Genomic DNA, 24,426 nt, shown 5'->3' on the forward strand with positions numbered 1-24,426 from the left:
GTCGGGCGGGGCTCAGCCGCGCCGGGCCCGGGGCAGCTCCCAGGTACCGCCGCGGTCCTCCTTCGACCGGCGCGCGAGGAGGTCGGGGACGTGCAGGGAGCAGGCCAGTGCGGTGACCGCCTGGAAGGCGTCGATGGCGCGCCGGGTCGTCGGCATGGCCAGCCGCAGGAGCCGTGGACTGACCGCGGCCTGGATCCGGTCGGCGAACGGCCGCAGCACGGTGTCGTAGGCCGCCAGCGCGGTCGGCAGGTCGTCCGGGTGCCGGTCGAGCTGGTCGGCCAGGACGTACGCGCCGACCAGGCCGCCGGAGATCCCCATTCCGCTGTAGGGGGAGGCGCAGTGCGCGGCGTCCCCGACCAGGACCACGCGGCCCCGGGACCAGGTGTCGGTGCGCACCTGGACGACCTCCTGGGAGTGGAAGAAGGGGCTGGTCCGCATGCCCTCGACGAAGCGCCCGGTCTGCCATCCGGCGTCGCGGAACCGGCCCGCCCAGAACTCCTGCTGGCGCTCGACGGATGCCCGGTGGATCGCCGAGGCCTCCTCGGACTCCTCCCGCAGCACGAAGTAGACCTGGGTCTCGGTCGGATTGTGGCTGCGTCGCATGATCTGCCGGCCGCCGGGGGCCATGTACGTGTCGCGGATGTCGCTGTCGGAGGCGATCCGCGGGACGAACCAGTACGCCAGGTGGATCCCGAGCCGCCGGTACGGGTCGAAGCCCTCCGGGAGGATCGCCCGGCGGATGCGTGAGCCCTGCCCGTCCGCGCCGACCAGCAGGTCGAACTCGCCGGACGAGCCGTCCGAGAAGTGCGCGACGACCCGGTGCTCGTCCTGCTCGAAGCTGTCCACGCTGGTGCCGAAGACGTGCTCGGCGTCGAGTTCGGTCGCGCGGTGGAGGATCCGGACCAGGTCGCCGCGCATGATCTCGTACTCGGAGGTCAGGGACTGGCGGCCCTGTCCGGAGGTGTTCGCCATGATCGTCGCTCGGGCCCGGCCGCGGGCGTCCACGAAGGCGACGCCCTTCTCGTCCACGAGCCGGCCCCGGACCTCGTCGAGGAGCCCCATCCGCCGGACGGCCTCGATGCCCTGACCCCGGAGGTCGACCTGGGCGCCGGTGGCCCGCAGCGCGGGGAAGCGTTCGACGACCGTCACCCGGTGTCCGCCCCGGGCCAGCCAGAAGGCCAGCGCCTGCCCGGCGACCCCGCCGCCGGCGATGAGGACGCGCAAGGACCGCGCTCCCGAATTCCGTGTCATGTCCACCACTCAAAATCTATCGGTGAATGATTCTTTTGCAGCGTCGTCTATCAGCGATAGATTGTCAACGTGGCGAAGATGAACCGTGAGACCGTGATCACCGAGGCGCTCGACCTGCTCGACGAGGTCGGCCTGGACGCCGTCAGCACCCGGCAGCTGGCGAGGCGACTGGGCGTCGAACAGCCCTCGCTGTACTGGTACTTCCGCACCAAGAAGGACCTGCTCGCCGCGATGGCGCAGGCCGCGATGGTGCCCCATGCGCAGGCGCCGCTGCCGATGCCCGGGGAGGACTGGCGCGCGTGGTTCCTGGAGAACACCCGCAGCTTCCGGCGCACCCTGCTGATCCGCCGCGACGGCGCGCGCCTCCACGCCGGCACCACGCCCAGTACGGATCTCGACCGGATCCGCCACAAGATGAGGTTCCTCGCCGACTCCGGCGTGCCCGAGCACGACGCGCAGATGGCGATGCTCGCGGCCGGCCGCTTCACGGTCGGCAGCGTCCTGGAGGAACAGGCCGACACCGGCAACACCGCCGACCCGGACCTACCGGCCGACCTGCCCCCCGTCGACCACGAAGCGGCATTCGAGGCAGGCCTCGCCCTGATCGTTGACGGCCTGACCGCCCGACTCACCGCGTCCGGTGGCAGCTGCCCGAAGGACGCCTTCCCCGTCCCTCCGAGCCGAGGTCTATAGCGGTACGGAGAGGGCCGGCATCCGTACGGCCTCGCCGCGCAGTGCCCGGTGCAGCATGTCACGCACGCGTTCGTCGTCCAGGACCGCCCGGTAGTCGTACTCCTTGGACAGGCGGCGGTCCAGGGACAGCGCGTGCTCCACGGCGGCGCGGACCTTCGGGGGCAGCGGTCCGTGTTGGGAGAGCGTCGCGACGGCGACCATCGCCGTCCGGTACCTGCTCGCCTCGTGCCAGGGCTGGTACCGCTGTCGCATTTCGCCGAGCCGGCACGCCACCGACTCCAGATCCGACCCCGCAGGTGGCTGGCACGGGATGACGTTTCGGCCGTCCCACGCCGCCAGGACACCGGCTGCGGAGAACACCCCGCCCGTTGTCCACACGGCCATCTGCGGGCGCAGGGCCTCGGCGTGCTCCGGCAGGGCGATCAGTGCGTCGTACGGATCCGGGCGATGCGGGTCCCCACCCGTCCAGCTACGTCCTTGCTCCCTGTTCACTGCCGTCAACTGCCACACCAGGCCCGGTAGTGCGCGGGGATCGCCGATCCGAGCCAGTGCCCAGCGCGCGAAGTCCGCGATGGTGCCGTCCAGCCACTCGTCCCCGCTCAGGTCGTCCAGCAGCGCGAACAACTTGTCGGTGAACGGTGCGGCAGCCTTCCCCAGCATCGCCAACAGGTGGGTGGCCCGTACGCGGATCCGCGGATCCGGATCGTCGAGCAACTCGCCCGCCATCGTCAGCAGCTCCGGACCGGCCGAGGGCCGCATCGTCAGCACCCCCCAGGCCGCGTCGAGCGCCGCCACCCGCAGTTCTGGATCACCACTACGGGCCAGCCGGGCGGTGAACCGCGCCGCGACCGCGCCGGGCAGGTCCTCGGCCGTCGGCAGGACCAGGTCCGACAGGTCGGGACGGTACTCCTGGTCGGCCGGATTCCACATCAGCTCGACCGACGCCGGCATCAACGGGTCGTTGAACAATTCCACCAACCCGTCGACCCGCCCGGCCGAGCCGTCGGGATCCAACCGGTTCAGGCCTCGCAGTGCCGTCAGCCGCAGGAGCGGGGCCCCGGTGGCTGCGGTCAGGGCCGCTCGTGCCTGATCGTCGGTCGGTGTCGCGACCTGACCCAGCCGCAGCAGGAGCCGGATCCGCATCGACGGCTCGGTCTCCATCCGCAGCCGGTCCAGCAGCAGGCCCGGAAGCTCCACCAGGTCGACCGCCCACCAGCGCACCTTCGGATCCTGGTCCGCGAGCAGCGGCTCCGCGGCCGCGCGACACGCCTGCCAGGCGGACGGCCAGGCTGGAGGGAACCGCTCCACGGGCTGGGACCGCGCGCATTCGACCAGCATGGTCAATGCCAGCACCACCTCGTCGCGGGCCGGCAGCGCCGAATCGCAGGCCAGGGCCAGCACGATCGGCAGCGCGTCCGGGGCCAAGGCGCTCATCCCCTCCCGGTCCGCGTACATCGCGTGAGCCAGTCGGTACCCGTCAGCCGGTTCACCCGTCGCGATCCTCTGTAGCGTCGCGACCAACTCCGTCGATCCGGGTTGCTGTCCGAGCCGTTCCCACGCCCTGTCCACTACGCCCACTGCGGCATCCTGGCAGTCGAAGAATGCATCGGACGAATGATATTCAGGCCAAGAGGACGTCCTGATCAGAGGAGCAGGGGCGGAGGAGCGCTGCGCATGGCACGCAGGCACGCGTAGAACGCGAGGTCCTCAGCCGATCTGGTTTTCGAACGTCCCGCAGAGTGAGGTAGAAGGGCGGCATGGATACCGCCGTACTTGCGCAGATGTTGAACGAGACGTTCGATCAGGCTGTCGTGCACCACGGATACACCAACTACCTGCGTGACTACGAGGTCATCGTCCGCGTAACGGCTGATCCCCGTGCCGGCATCATGGCGTCCCACCTGCGGTATCTCTTCCGATACTGCGTCGAGGCGCGGTGTGGGACGTCGGTGCCGGCGGAGACCTGGCGCATGACCGGCCGGCCGGCGCGATGGTCGGTCCGGACCGCGCCGGCGCGGCAGCCGTAAGCGGTCCGGACCCGGGTCGACCTGCACGCGGCCGCAAAGGAGTTCGGGGCGCGTCCCACCCGAAGGCCCCGCATCGCCCGCCCGTCCGGCGCCGGCCCGCACTGCCGGCCGGACCCCATCGCCGCCCAGGGCCCGGACGCCGTCAGGGCCGGCGGGCGCTCAGCTCGTCGTCGTCGCGCCGGCGGTGCGGGCGAGCTCGGCCCCCAGTGCGACCACCTGCATGTCGAGTGCGAACTCGAAGCGTTCGTCGAAGGTGCCGGCCGCGACATGGGCGGAGGCCTCGCGCAGGGCGGGGTAGGCGGGGTCGTCGAAGGCCGCGACCTGCTCGGGTGCCTCGGCGGATTGGGCCTGCTGCTCCTGGGTGATGCCGAGGATCAGGTAGAAGACGGTCCAGTTCGCCCACGCCGCGGCGCGGGGCGTGAGTCCCGCGTCGAGGAGGGTCTGGATCATCGTGTCGGCGAACCGGTAGGTGTTGGCCTCGGCCGTGGAGAGCCCGGCGATCAGACGCGCCGCGTCGCGCCGGGCGAGGATCGCCTGCCGGCACCAGCGGGCGAGGGCGCGCACGCGCTCCTCCCAGGCGGGTGGCAGCGCCGCCACGTCCAGGTCCGCGAGGATCGCGTCGGACATCAGCACGAGCAGGCGTTGCTTGCTCTCCACGTGCCAGCGCACGGTGTTGTGCTGCACGCCCAGGCGGTCGGCGACGGCTCGCATCGTCACCTTGTCCAGCCCTTGCTGGTCCAGCACGTCCAGTGCTGCGCCGACGACTGCCGCCCGGCTGATGCTCATGTGCCTTTCCCCTGCTGCGCCTCGGATCTTGCGGGCAATATACCGCGCCGCCTCTTGTCCATTGGACAAGCGACGGTCTATTGTCCATTGGACAAGAGGGAGGAGGGTGAGACGGTGAGCGACCATCAGGTGAGTGACCATCGGTACCGCCCCGCCGGGAACGGGGATGAGCCCGGCGCGGAGAGTTCCGCCGGCGCGGTGCGGGAGATGCGGCTGTTCGTGCGCCAGGTGCGCTGGGAGGCCGACGGTGTGGTGTCCGTGGACCTCGCGCGACCGGACGGGCGGCCGCTGCCCACGTGGCGGCCGGGCGCGCACGTCGAGCTGGCGCTGCCCACGGGCATCGCGCGGCAGTACTCGCTGTGCGGGTCCCCGCAGGACCGGGCCGCGTACCGGATCGCCGTGCGGCGGGAGCGCTCGAGCCGCGGCGGTTCCGAGTACGTGCACGCCTTCCTGCGACCGGGGCAGGGCATCCGACTGCGCGGCCCGTTCGACAACTTCGGTTTCGAACGGGAGCGGTCCTACCTGTTCGTCGCGGGAGGCATCGGCATCACCCCGATTCTGGCGATGGCCCGGCAGGCCGCCGCGTGGGGCGTTCCCTGGCAGCTCCTGTATGGGGGACGCACCGCCGCCTCGATGGCCTTCACCGAGGAGTTGGCCGCCCACCGGCACAACGTGCGGCTGTACCCGAAGGACGAGGTGGGGCGGATCCCGCTCGACCGCTGGCTGGAGCGGCCGCGCCCCGGCACCGCCGTCTACGCCTGCGGCCCCGAACCACTGCTGACCGCGGTCGAGGAGCGGGCGGCGCACTGGCCGGCCGGGTCGGTGCGCCTGGAGCGGTTCCGGCCCCGCCCCAGGGTGCCGCGTGCCGACACCGACCTCGAGGTGGTGTGCGCCCGCTCCGACCGCACGGTCCGGGTGCCCGCCGGGACCAGCGTCCTCGCCGCGCTCCAGGCCGAAGACCTGCCCGTGGCCGGCTCCTGTCGCGAGGGCGTCTGCGGCACCTGCGAGACCCGGGTGCTCGAAGGAGAGCCCGACCACCGCGACGACATCCTCACCGCCGAGCAGCGGGCCCGCGGCGACCGCTTCTACCCCTGCGTCTCCAGGGCTCGCGGCGGGCGCTTGGTGCTGGACGTCTAGGACATGCCGAACGAGGACCCTTCGGGAGGACGACCATGAGCCACCAGGACCGCACCCGTACGGCCGCCGACGACTACCGGCCCGTCTCCATGGAGCGCGTGCGCGAGATCATCGGGTATCCGGCGCCGTTCATCGCCGACAAGAAGGAGCCGCGCATCGGCGAGTTCGCCGCCCGGTTCATCGCGCACAGCCCGTTCTTCTGCCTCGCCACGACGGACGAGGGAGGCAACCTCGACGTCAGCCCCAGGGGCGATCCGCCGGGCGCCGTGCGGGTGCTGGACCCGTGGACCCTGGCCATCCCGGACCGGCCGGGAAACAAGTTCGCCGACACCTTCGAGAACCTGTCCCGCAATCCCGGGGTGGGCCTGGTGTTCCTCGTGCCGGGGCTCCGCGAGGTCGTCCGGGTCAACGGGTCCGCCTTCATCTGCGACGACCCCGGGCTGCTGGACATGCTCGCTGCCGACGCCAAGCCCGCGGTCCTGGCGATCGTGGTGCGGGTGCAGGAGGTGTTCGCCCAGTGCGGCAAGGCCCTGATCAGGTCACGCCTGTGGGAGGGCGATCCACGGGGACTGGCCGAGACGGTCCTGCTCGGGGGCGACTTCTACACCATGAGCGTGGCCGAGAACGCCGCCAAGATGGCCGACGCGCTGGGTGACCAGCTCGACGAGCTCACGGCGATCGCCGAGCACCACTACCGCACCACCCTGTACTGATGCCCCGGACGGCGGCCGGCATCAGGTCGGTGACGGTGTCCGGTCCACCGGTCGTCACCCCGCGCGACGTGGGTGCAGACCCGGGGTCAGCCGGCCTGCACCCACGTTCGCCCCCGGTGTCAGACCGCCTTGGCGGCGTCGTCGATGAGGTCGGCGACGACCCGGGGGTGGCTGAGCATCACGACGTGGGACGAGGTCGGAACCTCGACCACCTTGCGGGCGTTGGCGCGGCTGTACATCCAGCGCTCGCACGCCGGCGGGATCGCCTTGTCCCGGCCGGCGACCAGGCCCCAGGTCGGGATCGTCCGCCAGGCCGCGGCCGTCGTCGGGAAGGTGAAGGAGTCGGCGTCGAACGGCCGCTGCGTGGCCTGGAGGATCCGGAACTCGGCGGCGGAGAGGTCGGCGGCGAAGGCCGCCTGCCCGTCCTTGCCCAGGTACAGATCGGTCCCGGTGGTGCCGTCGGCCTTGGTGTACGGCACCGGCACACTCACCGGTCCGACCTCGCTGCCGGGGAACTTCGTGATGAGTTCGCCCTGGGTCTCGCCCACGTCGGGCACGAACGCGGCGACGTACACCAGGGCCTTGACGTTCGCCTTCCCGGCGGCGGCGTTGGTGATGACCGTCCCGCCCATGGAGTGCGCGACCAGCACGACCGGTCCGGCGATGCTGTCCAGCAGGCTGGCGATGTACGGGGCGTCGGTCGGGATGCCGCGCAGCGGATTGGACCCGCAGACCGTGGTGTAGCCCTTGTGCTGCAGCTCGCCGATGGTGGCGTTCCAGCAGGAGGAGTCGGCGTAGCCGCCGTGCACCAGGACGATGGTGGGCTTCACCCTGGGCTTCCTCTCACCGGTACCGTTCGGGGCCGCGGCGGAGGCTGTCCCTCCTCCGCTCGCCGCCAGCGCGGCCGACCCCGCCAGCGCCGCTCCCGCGGCCAGCATCGTGCGGCGGGAAAACTCCGTGTTCATAGGACTCCTCGTACGTCCGGATCGGGGAGAGCGCGGGGCTCAGGTCAGCCGCGCGCGGCCTGCTTGATCAGGTCGGCGGTGGCGGCGACCTGGGAGAGGTACACCGAGTGGCTGCCGGGCGCCTCGACGGTGGTGGCACCGATCCGCTCGGCCATCGCGCGCTGGGCCGGCGGCGGGATCATGCGGTCGTCGGCGGCGACGAGGTACCAGGACGGCTTGAAGCGCCAGGCCGGCTGGGACACCGCGCCGTTGAGGGCGTCCAAGCCCCAGGGGACCTGGGAGTCGGCCATGAAGCGGGCCTGCGCCTCCGGCAGGTCACCGGCGAAGGACTCGGCGAACCTGTCCCGGTCCAGGAACAGGAAGCCGTCGACCGGCGGCAGGATCGGCGGCACCGGGGCACCCGGCGGCGGGTCGGCGATCAAGGTGGCGACCGACTCGCCCTTGTCCGGGGCGAACGCGGCGATGTAGACGAGCGCCTCGACCTTCTCGTGGGTGCCGGCCTCGGTGATGACCGCGCCGCCGTAGGAGTGGCCGACCAGGGTGACCGGTCCGGGCACGTCCTCGATCACGCGGTGGGTGGTGGCCACGTCACCCTCCAGCGAGAACGTGGGGTTCTGGACGACGGCCACCTGGTAGCCGTCGGCTGTCAGCGCGTCGTGGACGCCCTGCCACCCGGAGCCGTCCACGAATCCTCCGTGGACGAGTACGACACTGCCGCGTGCCTGGTCCATCATTCCTCCAGTCGTGGCCGGGGCAGGGTGCCCGGCCCTGCCCGTGACGATAGGAGCGCCGACGGCGGGCCCGCTCCCGTCATCTGACGTAGGTGCGCCGGGCGGACCGCCCGAAGCGTGAGCGACCTCCGCGCAGCACGGAGTGGCCGGAGCGGCCCGGCGGCCGTGCTGACGACCCGCCAGACACTTTTGCACGTCCTTTTGCCTGGCCCGTGGATTGGCCCGGCGACTTCAATGAAGGCATCCCGAACGCCTGCGACGGAGGCACAGCACCATGCTCGACGCATCGGCCCCGGACGGCACACCGGACACCCCGCACGGTTCGCTGGTCGGCCGGTCGCCGGACCTGGCGCGGTTCGACGACTTCGTCGCCGCTGTCCCGGACACGGGTGGATCCGTGGTGCTGCTCGGCGAGCCCGGCGTGGGCAAGACGGCACTGCTGGACACCGCGGCCGCCAGGGCGACCGCCCGCGGGCTGCGGGTGCTGCGGGCCACCGGTGTCCAGTACCGCGCCCAGGCCGGCTACTCGGCCCTGTCGCAGCTGCTGACGACCACGCCCGAGCTGCGCGCCGCCGCGGCCGAGGTACCTGTCCTGGCCACGGCTGTGGGCATCGGGCCGGGGATCGGCCACGGCCCGGATGCGGTCGCCGAGGCCTTGGTCCTGCTGCTCAAGAGCCTCTCCGGCAGCCGGCCCGGGCTGCTGGTGCTCGATGACGTGCACTGGCTGGACCGCTCCAGCGCCGCGGTCCTGGAACGCGTCGCCCGCCGGCTCGCCGGCACCGGCACGGGGTTGGCGTGCGCCGCACGACCGGAGGAGGAGAGCTTCTTCGACCGCAGCGGCCTGCCCGTCCACGAGGTGGGCCCGCTGAGCCCGGCCGACTCCGAGACACTCCTCACCCACCGGTTCCCGGCGCTGGCCGCGCGGGTCCGTCGCCGGCTGATCGCCGACGCCGAGGGCAATCCGCTGGCACTGCTGGAACTCCCCGCGGCCTTGACCGACCCGCAGCGCACCGCGGCCGCGCCGCTGCCGCGGCGCATCCCCCTGACCGAGCGGCTGCAGGCGGCCTTCGCCGCCCGGATCAGGGCGCTGCCGGCCCCGACCCGGCACCTGCTGCTGGTCGCGGCCCTGGAAGGCAGCGGCAACCTGCAGGTGGTACGGCGGGCCGTGGCCGGCCGGTGCAGTCTGAAGCACCTGGCTCCGGCCGAGCGCGTGCACCTGGTCCACGTCGATGACGACACCGGCCGGCTGGCCTTCCGGCACTCGCTCATCCGCTCGGCCGTGGTCGACCTGGCGGCCAGTGACCAGCGGCGCGGCGTCCACCGCGCGCTCGCCGCGGCGTGGACCGGAGTGCCCGAGCAGCGGGCCTGGCACCTGGCGCAGGCCTCGATCGAACCCGATGCGGAGATCGCGGCCCTGCTGGAGGAGGCCGCCGAGGTGAGCGCGCACCGCGGCGACGGGCCGAACGCCGTGGGAGCCCTGGTCCGCGCCGCCGAGCTGAGCCCGACCGGGGCGGAACGGGCCCGCCTGCTGGCCGGCGCGGCCTACGTCGGCGCCAACCTGACCGGCAGCCTGCGCGAGGTCCCGCGCCTGCTGGAGGACGCCCGCAGCGCCGACCCGGACGCCGACTCCCTGCCCGCGGCGATGGCCGCCTCGGTGTTCCTGCTCAACAGCCACGGCGACATCGACACGGCCTTCCGGCTGCTCACCGGGGCCATCGACCGCCGGCGCCGGTCGTCCCGGAACCCGGACGCGGCCCTGCCGGAGGCGCTCGCCGTGCTGCTCATGGTCTGCGCGTACGGAGGGCGCCCCGAGCTGTGGGCGGTCTTCGACGCGCTGGCGGCCGAACTCGACCCGGTGCCGGACACCCTGCACCTCATGCGGACCGCCTTCGGGGATCCGGTGCGGGCCCGGGCGTCGGACTGGGAGCGGCTCGACGCCGCGGCGGCGGCGCTGATCGGGGAGCGGGACCCGGCCAGGATCCTGCGGGTGGGGACCGCCTGCGCCTACGGCGACCGGCTCGGTCTGGTCGACGAGCCGCTGCGCCGCATGGCGGCCGGGGGCATCGGGGGAGAGAACATCCTCCCGGCGATCCAGGCCCTGTCCCTGCTGGGCAGCCAGGCCTGGTTCTCCGGGCACTGGCCGGAGGCGCGGCGGCTGTCCAAGGAGGCGCTCGACCTGTGCGAGGAGTTCGGGTGGCCGCTGCGGTCGTGGACGGCGAAGTTCACCCTCGGCTGCGTCTCCGCGGCCTGCGGCGACTTCGACACCGCCCGCGCCCTCGCCGACCGGATGGACCAGTGGTCCGGCTCCCGGCGGGCCGAGGCCGTACGCCGGTACGCCGCCCAGGTCAGGGCCACGATCGCGCTGGCCCAGGGCGAGTTCGAGCAGGCGTACCGGCACGTGTGCACCATCTCCGAGCCGGGAACGCCGGCCCCCTTCGTCGGGCAGGCGCTGTGGGTCTTCCTGGACGCCGCCGAGTCTGCGGTGCGCACCGGGCGACGCGACCAGGCGCTGGCCCACGTCGCCGCCGCACGGGCCGCGGGGCTGGACCTGATCTCGCCGCGACTGAAGATGGTCACGCTCGCCGCAGCGGGCCTCGCAGCCTCGGACGACGGCGAGGCGGTGTCGCGCTATCAGGAGGCGCTGGCGGTCCGAGGCTCCGAGCGCTGGCCGTTCGAACAGGCCCGGATCCGGCTCCACCACGGCGAGCGCCTGCGTCGTACCAGGGCCCCCGCCCAGGCCCGGAACCACCTCATCGCCGCGATCGAGGCCTTCGACTGGCTCGGTGCCGCACCCTGGGCCGAGCGGGCCGGCGCGGAACTGCGCGCCTGCGGCACCGCGGCCCACAGCGTCGCCGACCGCGTTCTGCTGACTCCGCAACAGTGGAAGATCGCCGGCCTCGCCGCCCAGGGCCTGACCAACCGACAGATCGGCGCCAAGCTCTACCTCTCGCCCCGCACCGTCTCCACCCACCTCTACCAGGTCTTCCCCAAACTCGGCATCACCAGCCGAGCCGCCCTCCGTGACGCACTGGCGCGGGCGGAGCGCCCGCTGCGCCAGGACCTTCCCGGGTGAGGACGCTCAGCCTTCGTCGGTGCCGCCCCACACCGTCAGGAGCGTCTGCGCCGCCGTGATCTCCTCGGCGGCGTCCACCTCCATGAACCGTTCCCGCGCCAGCGCCAAGGTCGACACGGCTTCGACCAGCCGGCCCCGCCGGTGCTGGAGCTGGGCCAGCTTCACCTCGACGCGGCCCCGGTGCAGGGTCATGCCGGTGCGGGCGGCGTTGTCGGCGGCGACCCGGAAGGCCGATTCGGCCAGGTCGTACTCCTCGACCGCCTGGTACGCCGTGGCCAGGTAGAAGTGGCCCGAGGTCAGCAGGACGTCGGCGATGGTCTGCCAGGCCCCGCCCGCCGGCGGGCGGCGGGCGATCTCCAGCCCCGTCCGCAACTTCTCGATCGCTGCGGCGGGCTCCCCGAGGCTCAGCAGCGTGACGGCGACCGACATCAGGACGCTGGTGTGGCCCGTCCAGTCGCCGACCTCGGCGAAGAGCTGCTCCGACTGCTCGGAGTAGGGCAGCGAGGCCGCAGGATCGGTGGTCTGCCTCGCCCGCGCGGCGAAGTGCAGGGCCCAGGCCCGCTGACGCACCGCGCCGGCCCGCTCGGCGATCCGAGCCGCCTCCAGGGCGGACGCCACCGCCTCCTCGGTATCGCCCTGCTGGGCCGTCGCCCAGGACAGGTTGTACAGCTGGGTCGCATGCGCGACCGGGTCGCCGACCCGCTGCGCCGCCGCCGCGGACAGCGTGAACAGCTCGTGCCAGTGGGCCCACAGCATCCACTGGTTGGAGAACCAGTGCACCGCGTCCGCGGTCTCGACGACGATGCGGTCCCAGCCCTGGTCGGCGGCGACGCGCACCGCGCCGAACCAGTTGTCCGACTCGGCCCGCAGCCAGGCGTCGGCCGCCTCGGAGGTGGACAGGTCGACCGGCTGCCGCCAGTCCGGCGGCTCGACGCCGTGTTCCGGGTCGAACCACCGGCCGGCGGCGGTCGTGACCCGCAGCAGCCACTCGACCGTCGACCGCAGCAGGTTCGCGCGCCCGGCCGGGTCCTCCTCGGCTGCGAGGCGTTCGGCGGCGAACAGCCGGATCAGGTCGTGGAAGCCGTAGCGGCCGTCGTCGGACTGGGACAGGAGCCCCAGCTCGTGCAGCTCCTCCAGCACCTCCTCGGTGTCCAGCACGTCCTCGGTCCGCGGCGACGGTGACCCGCCGACCACCGCGGCCAACGCCACGTCGAAGTCCGGTCCCGGGACCAACGACAGCCGTCTGCACAGACGCCTGGCCGACGGGCTCAGCTGGTCGTACGACATCCGGAACGCCGCCGTGATGCGCAGGTCGCCGGCGCGGATCTGTTCCAGCCGCCGCCCGGAGTCGGCCAGCCGGCGCGCCAGCTCCCGTGCGGTCCACGCCGGGCGGGTGGCCAGCCGGTTGCCAACGATGCGCAGCGCCAGCGGCAGCCCGCCGCACACCGCGACCAGCTCGCCGAGCCCCTCGCCGCGCGGGCCCTCGACATCACCGACGATCGACCCCAGCAACCGCAGGCCCTCCGCGTCCTGCAGGGTCGGCACGGACAGGCGGTGGACGCCCTCCAGACCGGTCAGCAGTCTGCGACTGGTCACCAGTACGAGTCCCGTCCCCGCGCCGGGCAGCAACGGGCGCACCTGCTCCTCGTCGCGGGCGTTGTCCAGGATCAGGACGGCGGGGCGCTGCTCGAACAGCGTCCGGAACTGGCCGGAGCGGCCGTCGACGTCGTCGTGGATCTCCCGGTCCGCGACTCCCAGTGCCTTGAGCAGGCGGAACAGTGCCAGGTGCGCGTCCGACGGCTCGGGATCCAGCCCGCGCAGGTTGACGTAGAGGACCTCGAGGCCGCGCGAGTCGGCGATCAGCCGTGCGGCCCGCACCGCGAGCGTGGTCTTGCCGATGCCGCCCGGGCCGGACAGGACCGTGACCGGTGTCCCGGTGCCCGTCGCCGACACCGTTGCGAGGTGCGCGAGTTCGGCCTCCCGCCCGGCGAAATCCGGGACCGGTCGGGGAGGGACGCACCAGCCGGCCGGCGCCGTCATCGGCCGCGGACGTCCGACCTCGGCGAGCTCCTCCAGGCGGACCCGGTCCGGCCCGCCGAGCCCGAGCGCATCGGCCAGGGCAGTCACCGTCCTGCGCTGCGGGCCCAGGCTACGACCCCGTTCCAGCCCGCCGATCGTTCTCACGCTGACCCCGGAGGACTCCGCCAGCGCCTCCAGCGTCAGTCGGGACCGCTGCCGCAGTCGCCGGAGCTCCGCGGCGAAGGTGTCCCCGGAGTGCCCCGTGAGCCTGTCAGCCGTTGCCATCCGGGCAGCTCCCCCCAGCGCGTGATCAGTGGCCCGACTGTAGCCGAGGGGGCTGAACAGCGAAGGTCGAACAGCAGATCGGGGCGGAGGAGCGAGCGGGCCCTGCCCGAGGTTGCCGACAGGCCGGCGGCCTCAGGGCCCGTGGCGCGGTCCGCGCCCATGGTCTCCGGGCGACCGGGAGCCGGGCGCGTCCGGTGTGCGGCCGGACAGCTTCTAGGTGAGATCGACCGTTCCGGGGTCGAGTTCCTTGTCCAGTCGCAGGAGGGCGGTCATCGGGACCCGCAGGCGCAGGCGGCCCGCGAGGGTTCCGACGGCCCGGCCGAGCGGCTCGTCGGCGAACTGGGCCGCGTACTGGCCGAGCACCGCGACCACCGCCTCCAGTGCGGCGGCATCCACCGGGACCGAGGCGCCGCCCTCCTCGGGGGTCGTCGGCAGGCGGTCCAGTGCTGCGGCCAGGCGGTCGCGGCCGGCGCGTTCCAGAATGGTCGTCATACGGACGATCCTCTGTCGGTAAGCCCTGTGGCCGCAATCCGCCAACCCGGCGAACGGCGGCGCGTCCGTGACCGCGCGTTACAGCGACCGCTGCCAGGTCTGGCCGACCAGGTCGTGGCCGAAGCTGTGATGGGGCTCCTCGGCGACCAGGGTGAAGCCGTGCCGCTGGTAGATCCGGCGGGCCGAGTCGAGCACGTCGTTGGTCCACAGGGTGATCGCCCGGTACCCGGCCGCCCGGGCGAAGCCGAGGCACTCGTCCACCAGGCGCGCCCCCAGGCCGAGCCCGCGGGCGGCCGGATCGACCAGCAGCAGGCGGAGCTTGGCGGTCCGGGCGTCCTCGGGTACGCAGAACACGCAGCCCGCGCGCTCGCCGTCCACCTCCGCCATCCAGGCCGCCTGCGGCCCGGGCGCGTCACCGTCCGGGCCGGTCGCGTAGTCGGCGACGATCCGGGCGACCAGCGCCTCGAAGTCGGTGTCCCAGCCGAACTCCCGGTCGTAGCACTCCCCGTGCGCCATCACCACCCAGCCCAGATCGCCGGGCCGGCCCAGCGGCCGGACGGTCACCTCGCGTTCCGTCATCACGTCTCCCTCCGTTCCGCCCCGCGCTGCGGCTGCTCCGGCAGGGTAGCCGTGGCCCCGGCCGGCCGGTCGCCGCCCCCGGGACCCGAAGCCCGGAACCGGAGCCGGTGTCCGATTCGGACGTATAGTCCGGACCCATGGACGAAGTCGAGGGCGGGCCCGACCCGCGGGTGCGGATGTGGGCCCCGGTGTGCCGGGCGATCGTGCTGCTGCTCGGGCCGTACGCCGAGGTGGTGCTGCACGATCCGGACACCGACCGGGTGCTGGGGATCTGGAACCCGATGACCGCCCGCCGGGCCGGGGACCCGTCCCTGCTAGGCGAGTTGGACGCGCTCGATCCGGTGGAGCGTGACGTCTTCGGACCGTACGAGAAGCTGCTCGCCGACGGCCGCCGGCTGAGCTCGGTCAGCGCGGTGCTGCGTGACGCCGCCGACCGCCCGTCGGCGGTGCTCTGCATCAATCTCGACCGCACGCCGCTGGAGCAGGCCGCGGCCGTGCTGTCCGCGTTCGGCGCCCCGACCGTGCGGCGTCCCGAGCCGCTGTTCGAGCAGGACTGGTCCGAGCGGATCCAGCAGATCATCGGCGTGCACGTGCGGGAGACCGGCCGGCCGGTGGAGCGGATGACCCGGCAGGACCGGCTGGCCGTGCTCGGCCGGCTGGACGAGGAGCGGGTGTTTGCCGTACGCCGGGCGGCGCCCGTGGTGGCCGGGGCCCTGCGGGTCTCCCGGTCCACCGTCTACGGGCTGCTCGCCGAGGTCAGGGAGGCGCGCGCCGCGGGCTGACCTGTGGGGTCCGGATTCCTGGACTTCTTGTCCAGATCGGACGTATGGTCCAGGGATGGCGGGCCCACGCGACCCGCCGGCCAGCACCGAGCTCCGAGCGCAAGGGACCGAGCGCCATGACCCGCCTGCCCGACTTCCGCCTGGAAACGTACTTCTCGCGCTGGGAGTTCACCGCCCGCCACCACCTGACGGCCTCGGACGCCCGGACCATGACCCTGCGGGAACTGCTCGCGCTGGCCGACGACACCGATCGGGACGCCTTCGAGAACCTCTCCCTCGGCTACACCGAGACCTTCGGCGACCGGGCCCTGCGGGAGGTGATCGCCGCCACCTACGAGCACGCCGAAGCGGACGACGTGATCTGCTTCGCGGGCGCCGAGGAGGCGCTCTACCTGGCGATGAACGTCCTGCTCGACGCGGGCGACCACGCGGTGGTGGTGACCCCGAACTACCAGGCGGCCGAGACCGTGCCGCTGGCGCTCTGCGAGGTGACCGGCGTTGCACTCGACCCGGACCGGGACTGGGCGCTCGACCTGGCGGAGGTCGAGGCCGCGATCCGGCCGAACACCCGGGTCGTCTCGGTGAACTTCCCCAACAACCCGACCGGCAAGGTCGTCGACGCCGCCGAGCTGGCCGCGCTGGCCCGGCTGTGCGACGAGCGCGGCATCCACCTGTTCAGCGACGAGGTCTACCGCGGACTGGAGGCCGACCCGGCCCGGATCCTGCCGCAGGCCTGCGACCTGTCCGAGCGCGCGCTCTCGCTGAACGTGACCTCGAAGGCGCTCGGCCTGCCGGGTCTGCGGATCGGCTGGATCACCTGCCGGGACCGGGCGCTGCGCTCGCGCCTGGAGCGGGCCAAGCACTACACCACCATCTGCAACGCCGCGCCCAGTGAGGTGCTGGCCCGGATCGCGTTGAAGGCCAGGACGTCGATCCTGGACCGCAACCGCGCGCTGATCGCGGCGAACCTGCCGCTGTTCGACGCGTTCTTCGCCGAGTTCGCCGACCTCTTCGAGTGGCGGGCCCCGGACGGGGGCTGCGTGGCCTACCCGCGCTACCTCGGCGCCGACGGCGTGGAGGAGTTCTGCACCCGGCTGGTCGAGGAGGCGGGCGTGCTGCTGCTCCCCGCGAGCATCTACCGCTCCGAGCTCACGGCCACGCCCGCCGACCGGTTCCGGATCGGCGTCGGCCGGGCCGACCCGGAGCCGGGCCTGGCGGCCTTCGCCGACTGGCTGCGGGCCCGGCGCTGAGCGCCGGACCCGCGCGGGGGAGCGTCAGACGGCGCGCGGGTAGCGGGCCCGCATGCCGTCGATGCAGGTGTCGCGGGAGGTCGGCCCGCCGAAGCGGAGCCGGTCGTAGGCGGTGAACGCCGGCTCCAGCACGTCGAGTTCGTCGATCATCGTGTGCAGGCGGGCCAGCCACTGCGGGGAGCCGGCGCCGGGCTCCTCGGGTGCGGCGCCGATCGCCGCGGTCAGTTCCCCCTTGCGCCGGATCGTGGCGGGGTTCACCGAGTGCAGGCACACGTACTGCCCGCTCAGGTAGGCGGCCCACTCCGCCTTGCCGTCGGCCGGCTCGGCCCAGTGCGCGGTGAACCACTCCTCGAGCCGGTCGGTGCCGCCGGCCGCCTCGGCGAGGGCGAACAGGTCGGCGGGCACCATCTCCGCGCCGTCCGAGCGCAGGTAGCCCGGCAGCGGCAGGCGGCCCGCCAGCATCAGCCGCCTGGCCTCGTCGGCGGTGCCGGCGCGGGCCGCGCACAGCTCCTCCAGGACGACGAACTGGCCGCTGACGTAGCGGTCGTCCGCCCCGGTCATCGGATGGTCCCCGTTGACCTCGAAGTACCGGTCGGCCAGCTGCTGCCTCAGGTTTCGGTCCGGCATGTGGTGCCCCCTCGTTCGTGCGGGCCCGTGCGTCCCGCCGGGCCGAGGCCCACCGTACCGTACAGATGTTCGAACGCAGGGCTGGCGGGCGGCGGCGGGCGGGCCTAATTTGTGGGTACCACCGGCCCGGGCAGCGAGGAGTCGCGCGATGTTCGAGGAACGTAGGGACCGTCGGCGTGCCAACCACGCCTTCGACGAGGGTGAAGGGGTCACCCGCTACCGGATGCGGGGGAAGGTCGTCTCGGTGGGGGACGACTACTGGATCGACGACTCGGCCGGCGACCACGTCTACAAGGTCAACGGCAAGGTGCTCCGGGCCCGCCGGACGTACGACATCGAGGACCGCGACGGGCACCGGGTGGCCAAGGTGCAGGGCCGGCCGATGCACGTCAAGGACTCGATGGCGATCGAGGACGCGGAGGGCCACCGGGTCGCCCTGGTGAAGAAGGCGCTGGTCGGCCCGCGGGACCGCTGGCGGATCAAGCAGGAGGACGGCCAGGATCTGACCGTGCAGGGCAACATCCTCGACCACGAGTACACCATCGAGCGCGACGGCTACAAGATCGCCGAGGTCTCCAAGCGCTGGTTCCGGGTCCGCGACACCTACGGTGTGGACATCGGGCCGGGCGCCGACCAGGTGAGCATCCTGGCGGCCACGGTCGCGATCGACGCGATGGCCCACCCCGGCGACTGACGGGCACCGAGTTCGGGGAGGGCGGGGCGCCGGCGGATCTTCTGCCGATTTCTGTTATCGCCGGCGCCCGGGCGGATCTCCTGTGGTGGGGGCCGCGCCGGTCGTGGTCCCCACCACACGGCGCGCCCGCGCGCCTCCGCTCCGCCGCGTGCCCCGCCGGGCCCGCTCGTACGGTAAGGGCCCCTCGATGCTCGCTTCCCCTCGTTCGGTCTTCCGCTGGGGCTCGGTGCTGGCCGGCGTGACCGCCCTGGGCGTCTTCGCGCTCGGTGCGACCGGTCCGTCCCCGCGCCACGCCGCGCCGGCCCCCGCGGCAGCGGACATGGCCGGGATGGCGGGGATGGACCACGGTGCGGCGCCGACGCCCGCCGCGGCGGCCGCGGGCACGGGCACGGGTGCGCCGGCGATGTCCGGGATGGCGGCCGGTGAGGGCCTGCTCCCCGAACTCGACGGCTACCGGATGGACTCCACCGTCACCAGCCTCCCGGGCGGCCGGGCGGTGAGCTACCCGTTCACCATCACCGGCCCGGACGGCCGGCCGCTCACCGACTTCGCGGTGGCGCAGACCAAGAAGCTGCACTTCTACGCGATCCGCTCCGACCTCACCGGCTACCAGCACCTGCACCCGGAGATGGCGGCCGACGGCGGCTGGACCGCCGACCTGGCCGCCCTCGCGCCCGGCGACTGGCGGCTGTACGCGGCGTTCACCCCGGGCTCCGGCCCGGACCAGGGCATCGAGTTCGCGCTCAGCCGCACGGTGGCCGTGACGGGTGACGCCGCCCCGCCGCAGCCGCTGCCCGCCGCCACCGGGAGCACCACCGTGGACGGCTATACGGTCGCCGTCCAGGGCGAGCCGGCCGCCGCGATGACCCAGCAGTTCACGGTGACCATCAGCAAGGACGGCCGGCCGGTCACCGACCTCCAGCCCTACCTGGACAGCTACGCCCACCTGAGCGCCTTCCGCGAGGGCACCGAGGCGCTCGCCCACCTGCACCCGGGGAACCCGGTCGACGGTGACCACGGCGGGCCGACGCTGACCTTCACCGCGATGATCGGCGAGCCCGGCAACTGGCGGGTCTTCCTGCAGTTCCGGACCGCCGGCGAGCTGCACACCGCGGTCCTCACGCTGCACGTCTCCTGACCGGGGCCACGGCACCGGTTAACGCTCGCTAACATGGGCCCGGGCGGCCCCGACCGGGCCGCCGTACCCCGACCGAGCGAGGGCGAGGACACCGTGGGCGCCGACCTGGACGTCACCTACCGGGGCACCGTGTACCCGTGGCACTGCGACCACATGGGGCACATGAACGTCATGTGGTACGTCGGGAAGTTCGACGAGGCGACCTGGCATCTGCTGGCCGGGATCGGGATCACGCCCGGCTACCTGCGCGACCAAGGGCGCGGCATGGTCGCCGTGGATCAGCGGATCTCCTACCGGCAGGAGGTCCGCGCGGGCGACCTGGTGGTGGTCCGCTCGGCGGTGCTGGAGGTGCGGGACAAGGTGATCCGGTTCTGCCACCGGATGGAGAACGCGGAGACCGGGGAGACCGCGGCCGTCACCGTGCTGACCGGGGTGCACCTCGACACCGGGACGCGACGCTCCTGCCCGCTGCCCGAGGACCTGCTCACCCGGGCCCGCGCGGCGGTGACCGACCACGACCCGGGCCTCTGAGCGCGCCGGTGGTCCGGGCCGTCCGAACCATCCCACCGGAACTGTCCCGGCCGAAGCAGGGACAACCCGGCTACCGATGAGTAGCCTGCTGGGGGCGAACGACAGGAGACAGCGATGACCGGGAGCGGCAGCGGGGCCGAGGCGTTCTTCGAGCGGGTCGCGGAGGAGCGGTTCGTCCCCACCGGCTACACCCGCGGGCCGTGGGACCCGGACAGCCAGCACGCGGGGCCGCCCGCCGCCCTGCTCGGCCGGGCCGTGCTGCTGCGCCCGGGCGCCCGCGAGGACCTGCGGGTGGCCCGGATGACCTTCGAGATCCTGCGCCCGGTGCCGCTGCGCCCGCTGACGGTGACCACCCAGGTCCTGCGGGAGGGGCGCAGCGTGGAGCTGGTGGGGGTCTCGCTCGCGGTGGACGGCGGCGCCGAGGTGATGCGGGCGACCGCGCTGAGCATCCGGACGGCTCCCGGTTCGGTGCCGGAGGTCGCGCCGGCGCCCGAGGTGGCCCCGGTCGGCGCGTCCCGGCCGGCCCCGTTCTTCGCCGTGCCGTGGGAGCAGGGCTACCACACCGGGATGGAGTTCCGGTTCGCGTCCGGGTCCTTCCTGGAGCGCGGGCCGGCCGCCTGCTGGCTGCGGATGCGGGTGCCCCTGGTGGCCGGGGAGAAGACCGATCCGCTGGACCGGGTGCTGGTGGCGGCGGACTCCATCAACGGCGTCAGCAACGAACTCGACTTCGCCACCCACCTGTTCGTCAATCCGGACCTGACGGTGAACCTGCACCGCCATCCGGTCGGCGACTGGGTCTGCATCGACGCCCGGACCGCCGTCGCCCCGGACGGGATCGGCGCGGCCGAGGCCGGGCTGCACGACGAGCGGGGCCCGATCGGGCGCGCCTCGCAGAGCCTGTTCGTCGCCGCCCGCGGCTGACCGCCGCCGGCATCCGGTCCGTCGGGGCCGGTCACCAGTCACCCGCCACCAGTCACCCGCCACCAGTCACCCGCCACCCGCAATCAGGAAGAGGCCGATGTCGCGTCAGCTCGAGATCGAGGAGTCCGTCCTGGTCGACGCCGCCCCCGAGGCCGTCTATCGGCTGGTGGCGGATCTGCGGGCGATGGGCCGGTGGAGCCCGGAGTGCCGGCGGGTCTGGCTGTCGGGTCCGACCGCCCGCGCCGGGACCCGGTTCGTCGGGTTCAACCGGCGCGGACCGTTCCTGTGGCTCACCACCGGCCGGGTGGCGGTGGCCGTGCCGGGCGCCGAGTTCACCTTCGACGTGGGCGTGCTCGGCCTGCCGATCGCCCGCTGGGGCTACCGCTTCGAGGCCGAGGGCGGCGGCACCCGGGTCACCGAGTTCTGGCAGGACCTGCGCACCGGTCGCGGCTCGCGCGTCGCCGACCTGCTGGGCCTGATATTCGCCGGTACCGGCCCCGAGCGCCGGATCGAGGTCAACCGCGCCGGCATGCGCACCACCCTGGCCCGGGTGGCCGCGGCCGCGGCGAGCGCCCCGGCCGCCTGACCCCCCGGTCTGACCCCCTCCGCGCTGACCCCGTCCGCCTGACCCGGCCCGCTCGACCGGGCCGCGGGTGCGAGCCGTCCCGCTCCGTGAGACCGGTCGTGGCCGTCCTGTCCCGGTCGCGCGGCCCGGTCGCCGACCGTGCGCACCGGACCGATCCGGGCGGCCCGGGAGCGCGCCGCCGATCGGCGCCGACCGGCGGCCCCACCGGCCAGGAACCGGTCCGACCAGGTGTCTTGACAGTGATTTGGCCAGTGGAAATACTCACGGCCAGCCTGACGGCGGGGAGTTCCCGCCGAGACGCAGCCCGTGCGAACCCGTCACGCCCGTGCCACGCCGAGGCCCTTCGGGGCGGTGCGGCCGCCGGCGGTGGGCGGACGGTACGGCTGCGCCAGGAACCCCCACCCAGGCCGCCGCACGGACCCCACTCCTCGCGGCACCCTGCGGGCCCCCGCCGTTCGGGGTGGTGCCCCGGGTGCGGCTCGGCCGCCCGAGACGCGCAACCGGTGCCCGCCGGGCCGCAGCGCCGCTGAGTCATGCCAGGAAAGGCGCCACCGATGACCACTCCCCACACCGCCGCCGGCGGGTCGGGCCTGCGCTCGAACGTCCTCGGGACCTTCGACACGATCGTGATGGCGGTGGCCGGCAGCGCCCCGGCGTACTCGCTCGCCGCCACCACCGCCACCCTCGCGGGGGTCGCCGGGCTGTACTCGCCCGCGGCCCTGCTGTGGTGCGCGATACCGATGCTGGGCATCGCCTGGGCCTTCAACTACCTGGGCCGGATCGACGTCAACGCCGGCGCCAGCTACTCCTGGGTCGGCCGGGCGCTGCACCCGTCGCTCGGCTTCATGAGCGGCTGGGCCCTGGTGGTCTCGGCCACCCTGTTCATGGTGGCCGGGTCGCTGCCCGCCGGCTCGTACACGCTCTCGCTGTTCTCGCCCGAGCTGGCCGAGAACACCGCGCTGGCCACCGCGGTCGGCGCCGGCTGGTTCCTGGTGATGGCCGCGCTGGTCCTGATGGGCGCCCGGATCACCGCCCACGCGCAGTGGATCATGACCGGGATCGAGATCGCGATCCTGGTCGTGTTCGGGGTGGCCGCGCTCGTCCACGGTGGCTCCGCGGCGGTCTTCTCCTGGTCCTGGATCTGGGGCTTCGGCCACTTCGGCGGCGTGAGCGGGTTCGCCGCCGCCGCGCTGATCGCCGCGTTCTACTTCTGGGGCTGGGACGTCACCGCCAACCTCAGCGAGGAGACCTCCAACAGCCGCCGCAACGCCGGCCTCGGCGGCCTGCTGGGCGTGGCCACCGCGTTCGCGATCTTCGAGATGGTCACCATCTCGGTCAACCTGATCATCAGCCAGGACGACATCCAGGCCAACAGCAGTACCCTGCTCGCCGACCTGGGCGAGGCCGTCTGGCCCGGCTGGGGCGGCAAGGTGCTGGTCGTCGCGGTGGTGCTGTCGACCGTCGCCACCCTGGAGACCACCCTGATCCAGGTCTCCCGCTCGCTGTTCGCGATGGGCCGCGACCGCACCGTCCCGGCCGCCTTCGGCCGCTCCCACCCGCGCTGGCAGACCCCGTGGGTGGCGCTCGCCGCGGTCTCCGTGGTCTCGCTGCTGCTGTTCGTCGCCTCCAACGCGCTCGGCTCGGTCAACACCATCCTGACCGCCGCGGTCAACGCCATCGGCCTGCAGATCGCCTTCTACTACGCGCTGGCGGGCCTGGCGGTCGTGGTCGCCTACCGCAGGCTGCTGCTCAAGTCGGTCTCCAACGCCGTCTTCATCGGGCTCTGGCCGCTGGCCGGCGCGCTGTTCATGGCCTTCGTGTTCGTCCAGGCGCTCGTCGACTTCACCGCGCTGCAACTCGGCCTCGGTCTCGGCACGTTGGCGCTCGGCCTGATCCCGATGGGGTGGTACTGGGCCCGCGGCAGCGCGTACTACCGGCCCGCCCGGCTGGACGCGACCGACGCCGACGACGTCGAAGCCCGCTACGGGGAGAGCGAGTTGAGCGCGGCGGCCGCCGATCGGGGCAGTCTCGCCACCGATCTGTGACCCCTCGCGGTGGGCCGCCCGGACGGGCGGCCCACCGCCGCATTTCCATCGTCCCCGTCGTCCGCACCAGGAGTACGAGCCCGTGGCCAGAGCGCGCAGCCGTCCGTCGTCGTCCGCCTTCGACCCCACCCTCGGTGACCGGCCGCTCGCCGAGGCCCGGCAGGACGTGCTGGTGGGCCGCTGGCAGGGCGCCCGCGACCTGCTGCACGCCACCGGACGGGACTGGGACCGGCGCACCCACCGGATGCGCCTGCTGGCGGACGCGGCCGCGGGCAACCGGACGGTGGAGAACTGGCAGGCGGCCGAACCGGGCAGCCGCGACGCCATGGTGCTGCGCGCCGAGACCGATGTGATGCGCCTGTTCAACGCCGTCGCGGCGGGCGCCCCGCCGGTGCCCGGGGCGGACGCGACCGACCGCGACCGGCTCGACCGCGCCGTGCGGACCTGCCTGCTGGCCGCCGACGCCGCCCCCGAGGATCCGGTGCCGTGGGTGTCGCTGATGACCCTGGCCCGGCTGTACGCCGGCGGGCACCCGCAGACCGGCACGTGGTGGAGCGAACTGAAGGCGCGCGACCAGGACAACCGCGAGGGCCACCACCAGGTGCTGCGCCACCTCTCCGCCCGCTGGCACGGCTCGCACGGCAAGATGTACAACTTCGCCTGGGATGCCGCCTCGTTCGCCCCCTCCGGCTCGCCCCTGCTGGTGCTCACCCAGGTCGCCCGCGCCGAGCACCACCGCAGCCTCTCCGGCAGTAACGAGATCACCGACCTGCTGCTGTCCCAGCACTGGAAGAGCGAGGTGGCCGTCCGCGACCTCGAGCAGAGCTGCGAGCACTGGCTGCGCCACCGCTCCTACGAGTTCGCCCAGGACGTGGCGGACCTCAACTACCTGGCGCACGGCCTGGTGATGGCCGGCATGACCGAGCAGGCCGGGCACGTCCTCACCCTGCTCGGCAACCGCCCGACCCGGGTGCCGTGGGCCTACTCGGGCGACCCCGAGGAGCTCTTCCGCCGCTGGTACGACCGCCTGGCGCGCTGACGGGCACCGCCCGGCGGTGGCCCGGGGCCGGGCGCGCGGCTCGACGAACTTGTTCGTTACGA

22 protein-coding genes and 1 pseudogene are annotated in these 24,426 nt (G+C 73.3%); 14 read left to right on the top strand and 9 right to left on the bottom strand.

Annotation, left to right across the window (positions count from 1 at the left end; all coding sequences use genetic code 11):
* Positions 1-12: 12 nt before the first annotated feature.
* On the bottom strand, positions 13-1,224 hold the full coding sequence (locus tag ABT014_RS20790) for an FAD-dependent monooxygenase (RefSeq protein ID WP_350640470.1): 1,212 nt from the start codon (positions 1,222-1,224) through the stop codon (positions 13-15).
* A 105-nt stretch (positions 1,225-1,329) separates the two neighbouring features.
* On the opposite strand from ABT014_RS20790, the gene ABT014_RS20795 reads away from it, so the two are divergent.
* Positions 1,330-1,944: a TetR/AcrR family transcriptional regulator C-terminal domain-containing protein gene (locus ABT014_RS20795; protein ID WP_350640471.1), complete on the top strand. Its 615-nt coding sequence runs from the start codon at positions 1,330-1,332 to the stop codon at positions 1,942-1,944.
* Here ABT014_RS20795 and ABT014_RS20800 read toward each other — a convergent pair.
* Positions 1,939-3,522, bottom strand: a complete 1,584-nt coding sequence (locus tag ABT014_RS20800; protein ID WP_350640472.1) for a HEAT repeat domain-containing protein — start codon at positions 3,520-3,522, stop codon at positions 1,939-1,941. The two genes, ABT014_RS20795 and ABT014_RS20800, sit on opposite strands and share 6 nt — an antisense overlap.
* A 179-nt stretch (positions 3,523-3,701) precedes the next feature.
* Between ABT014_RS20800 and ABT014_RS20805 the strand changes: the two are divergent.
* Positions 3,702-3,920 (top strand): annotated as a pseudogene (locus ABT014_RS20805) (YxiG-like protein); the annotation flags it as partial.
* A 210-nt stretch (positions 3,921-4,130) separates the two neighbouring features.
* Here the strand turns inward: ABT014_RS20805 and ABT014_RS20810 are convergent.
* Positions 4,131-4,757: a TetR/AcrR family transcriptional regulator C-terminal domain-containing protein gene (locus ABT014_RS20810; protein ID WP_350640474.1), complete on the bottom strand. Its 627-nt coding sequence runs from the start codon at positions 4,755-4,757 to the stop codon at positions 4,131-4,133.
* Between the two features lie 114 nt (positions 4,758-4,871).
* On the opposite strand from ABT014_RS20810, the gene ABT014_RS20815 reads away from it, so the two are divergent.
* Positions 4,872-5,894 carry a PDR/VanB family oxidoreductase gene (locus ABT014_RS20815; RefSeq protein WP_350640475.1) on the top strand — a complete coding sequence of 341 codons (1,023 nt, stop codon included), beginning with the start codon at positions 4,872-4,874 and terminating at the stop codon, positions 5,892-5,894.
* Positions 5,895-5,929: 35 nt separating this feature from the next.
* A complete protein-coding gene (locus tag ABT014_RS20820; protein ID WP_350640476.1) occupies positions 5,930-6,607 on the top strand; it encodes an MSMEG_1061 family FMN-dependent PPOX-type flavoprotein in 678 nt (225 codons plus the stop codon).
* A 119-nt stretch (positions 6,608-6,726) separates the two neighbouring features.
* Here ABT014_RS20820 and ABT014_RS20825 read toward each other — a convergent pair whose 3' ends face one another.
* Positions 6,727-7,437, bottom strand: a complete 711-nt coding sequence (locus ABT014_RS20825) for an alpha/beta fold hydrolase (protein ID WP_350640477.1) — start codon at positions 7,435-7,437, stop codon at positions 6,727-6,729.
* A gap of 179 nt (positions 7,438-7,616) precedes the next feature.
* Positions 7,617-8,303 carry an alpha/beta fold hydrolase gene (locus ABT014_RS20830; RefSeq protein ID WP_350640478.1) on the bottom strand — a complete coding sequence of 229 codons (687 nt, stop codon included), beginning with the start codon at positions 8,301-8,303 and terminating at the stop codon, positions 7,617-7,619.
* Positions 8,304-8,577: 274 nt separating this feature from the next.
* Between ABT014_RS20830 and ABT014_RS20835 the strand changes: the two genes are divergently transcribed.
* Positions 8,578-11,376: a helix-turn-helix transcriptional regulator gene (locus ABT014_RS20835; RefSeq protein ID WP_350640479.1), complete on the top strand. Its 2,799-nt coding sequence runs from the start codon at positions 8,578-8,580 to the stop codon at positions 11,374-11,376.
* Positions 11,377-11,382: 6 nt separating this feature from the next.
* Here the strand turns inward: ABT014_RS20835 and ABT014_RS20840 are convergent, their stop codons facing one another.
* From ABT014_RS20840 to ABT014_RS20850, 3 genes are all read right to left on the bottom strand, one after another.
* Entirely contained in the window at positions 11,383-13,680 is a 2,298-nt protein-coding gene (locus tag ABT014_RS20840) for a helix-turn-helix domain-containing protein (protein WP_350640480.1), read from the bottom strand.
* 213 nt (positions 13,681-13,893) lie between these two features.
* Positions 13,894-14,172, bottom strand: a complete 279-nt coding sequence (locus ABT014_RS20845; protein ID WP_350640481.1) for a hypothetical protein — start codon at positions 14,170-14,172, stop codon at positions 13,894-13,896.
* A 78-nt stretch (positions 14,173-14,250) separates the two neighbouring features.
* A complete protein-coding gene (locus ABT014_RS20850) occupies positions 14,251-14,751 on the bottom strand; it encodes a GNAT family N-acetyltransferase (RefSeq protein WP_350640482.1) in 501 nt (166 codons plus the stop codon).
* A 137-nt stretch (positions 14,752-14,888) separates the two neighbouring features.
* Between ABT014_RS20850 and ABT014_RS20855 the strand changes: the two genes are divergently transcribed.
* The gene (locus ABT014_RS20855; protein ID WP_350640483.1) at positions 14,889-15,533 is read left to right on the top strand and encodes a helix-turn-helix transcriptional regulator; all 645 of its coding nucleotides are present in this window, start codon (positions 14,889-14,891) and stop codon (positions 15,531-15,533) included.
* Between the two features lie 116 nt (positions 15,534-15,649).
* Positions 15,650-16,783, top strand: coding sequence for an aminotransferase class I/II-fold pyridoxal phosphate-dependent enzyme (locus ABT014_RS20860; RefSeq protein ID WP_350640484.1), 1,134 nt, complete (start codon positions 15,650-15,652; stop codon positions 16,781-16,783).
* Positions 16,784-16,807: 24 nt separating this feature from the next.
* Here the strand turns inward: ABT014_RS20860 and ABT014_RS20865 are convergent, their stop codons facing one another.
* Positions 16,808-17,410 carry a DUF6058 family natural product biosynthesis protein gene (locus tag ABT014_RS20865; RefSeq protein WP_350640485.1) on the bottom strand — a complete coding sequence of 201 codons (603 nt, stop codon included), beginning with the start codon at positions 17,408-17,410 and terminating at the stop codon, positions 16,808-16,810.
* Positions 17,411-17,558: 148 nt separating this feature from the next.
* Between ABT014_RS20865 and ABT014_RS20870 the strand changes: the two genes are divergently transcribed.
* From ABT014_RS20870 to ABT014_RS20900, 7 genes are all read left to right on the top strand, one after another.
* A complete protein-coding gene (locus ABT014_RS20870) occupies positions 17,559-18,104 on the top strand; it encodes an LURP-one-related/scramblase family protein (protein ID WP_350640486.1) in 546 nt (181 codons plus the stop codon).
* A gap of 187 nt (positions 18,105-18,291) precedes the next feature.
* On the top strand, positions 18,292-19,242 hold the full coding sequence (locus ABT014_RS20875) for a DUF8832 domain-containing protein (RefSeq protein WP_350640487.1): 951 nt from the start codon (positions 18,292-18,294) through the stop codon (positions 19,240-19,242).
* A 33-nt stretch (positions 19,243-19,275) separates the two neighbouring features.
* Entirely contained in the window at positions 19,276-19,773 is a 498-nt protein-coding gene (locus ABT014_RS20880) for an acyl-CoA thioesterase (RefSeq protein ID WP_350640488.1), read from the top strand.
* A 114-nt stretch (positions 19,774-19,887) separates the two neighbouring features.
* Complete coding sequence (locus ABT014_RS20885; RefSeq protein WP_350640489.1) at positions 19,888-20,694, top strand: thioesterase family protein; 807 nt, start codon at positions 19,888-19,890, stop codon at positions 20,692-20,694.
* A 97-nt stretch (positions 20,695-20,791) separates the two neighbouring features.
* Positions 20,792-21,280, top strand: a complete 489-nt coding sequence (locus ABT014_RS20890) for an SRPBCC family protein (RefSeq protein ID WP_350640490.1) — start codon at positions 20,792-20,794, stop codon at positions 21,278-21,280.
* A 554-nt stretch (positions 21,281-21,834) separates the two neighbouring features.
* The gene (locus ABT014_RS20895) at positions 21,835-23,325 is read left to right on the top strand and encodes an APC family permease (protein WP_350640491.1); all 1,491 of its coding nucleotides are present in this window, start codon (positions 21,835-21,837) and stop codon (positions 23,323-23,325) included.
* An 82-nt stretch (positions 23,326-23,407) separates the two neighbouring features.
* Positions 23,408-24,364: a hypothetical protein gene (locus ABT014_RS20900; protein WP_350640492.1), complete on the top strand. Its 957-nt coding sequence runs from the start codon at positions 23,408-23,410 to the stop codon at positions 24,362-24,364.
* Positions 24,365-24,426: the final 62 nt, after the last annotated feature.

Source organism: Kitasatospora sp. NPDC094015 (genome assembly GCF_040304075.1).
Classification (GTDB): domain Bacteria; phylum Actinomycetota; class Actinomycetes; order Streptomycetales; family Streptomycetaceae; genus Kitasatospora.

Coding starts and splice junctions, on each gene's coding strand:
- ABT014_RS20880 (WP_350640488.1), top strand. CDS start 19,276: ATGGGCCCGGGCGGCCCCGACCGGGCCGCCGTACCCCGACCGAGCGAG.
- ABT014_RS20855 (WP_350640483.1), top strand. CDS start 14,889: ATGGACGAAGTCGAGGGCGGGCCCGACCCGCGGGTGCGGATGTGGGCC.
- ABT014_RS20795 (WP_350640471.1), top strand. CDS start 1,330: ATGAACCGTGAGACCGTGATCACCGAGGCGCTCGACCTGCTCGACGAG.
- ABT014_RS20860 (WP_350640484.1), top strand. CDS start 15,650: ATGACCCGCCTGCCCGACTTCCGCCTGGAAACGTACTTCTCGCGCTGG.
- ABT014_RS20865 (WP_350640485.1), bottom strand. CDS start 17,410: ATGCCGGACCGAAACCTGAGGCAGCAGCTGGCCGACCGGTACTTCGAG.
- ABT014_RS20875 (WP_350640487.1), top strand. CDS start 18,292: ATGCTCGCTTCCCCTCGTTCGGTCTTCCGCTGGGGCTCGGTGCTGGCC.
- ABT014_RS20840 (WP_350640480.1), bottom strand. CDS start 13,680: ATGGCAACGGCTGACAGGCTCACGGGGCACTCCGGGGACACCTTCGCC.
- ABT014_RS20835 (WP_350640479.1), top strand. CDS start 8,578: ATGCTCGACGCATCGGCCCCGGACGGCACACCGGACACCCCGCACGGT.
- ABT014_RS20850 (WP_350640482.1), bottom strand. CDS start 14,751: ATGACGGAACGCGAGGTGACCGTCCGGCCGCTGGGCCGGCCCGGCGAT.
- ABT014_RS20830 (WP_350640478.1), bottom strand. CDS start 8,303: ATGGACCAGGCACGCGGCAGTGTCGTACTCGTCCACGGAGGATTCGTG.
- ABT014_RS20820 (WP_350640476.1), top strand. CDS start 5,930: ATGAGCCACCAGGACCGCACCCGTACGGCCGCCGACGACTACCGGCCC.
- ABT014_RS20895 (WP_350640491.1), top strand. CDS start 21,835: ATGACCACTCCCCACACCGCCGCCGGCGGGTCGGGCCTGCGCTCGAAC.
- ABT014_RS20885 (WP_350640489.1), top strand. CDS start 19,888: ATGACCGGGAGCGGCAGCGGGGCCGAGGCGTTCTTCGAGCGGGTCGCG.
- ABT014_RS20810 (WP_350640474.1), bottom strand. CDS start 4,757: ATGAGCATCAGCCGGGCGGCAGTCGTCGGCGCAGCACTGGACGTGCTG.
- ABT014_RS20890 (WP_350640490.1), top strand. CDS start 20,792: ATGTCGCGTCAGCTCGAGATCGAGGAGTCCGTCCTGGTCGACGCCGCC.
- ABT014_RS20845 (WP_350640481.1), bottom strand. CDS start 14,172: ATGACGACCATTCTGGAACGCGCCGGCCGCGACCGCCTGGCCGCAGCA.
- ABT014_RS20870 (WP_350640486.1), top strand. CDS start 17,559: ATGTTCGAGGAACGTAGGGACCGTCGGCGTGCCAACCACGCCTTCGAC.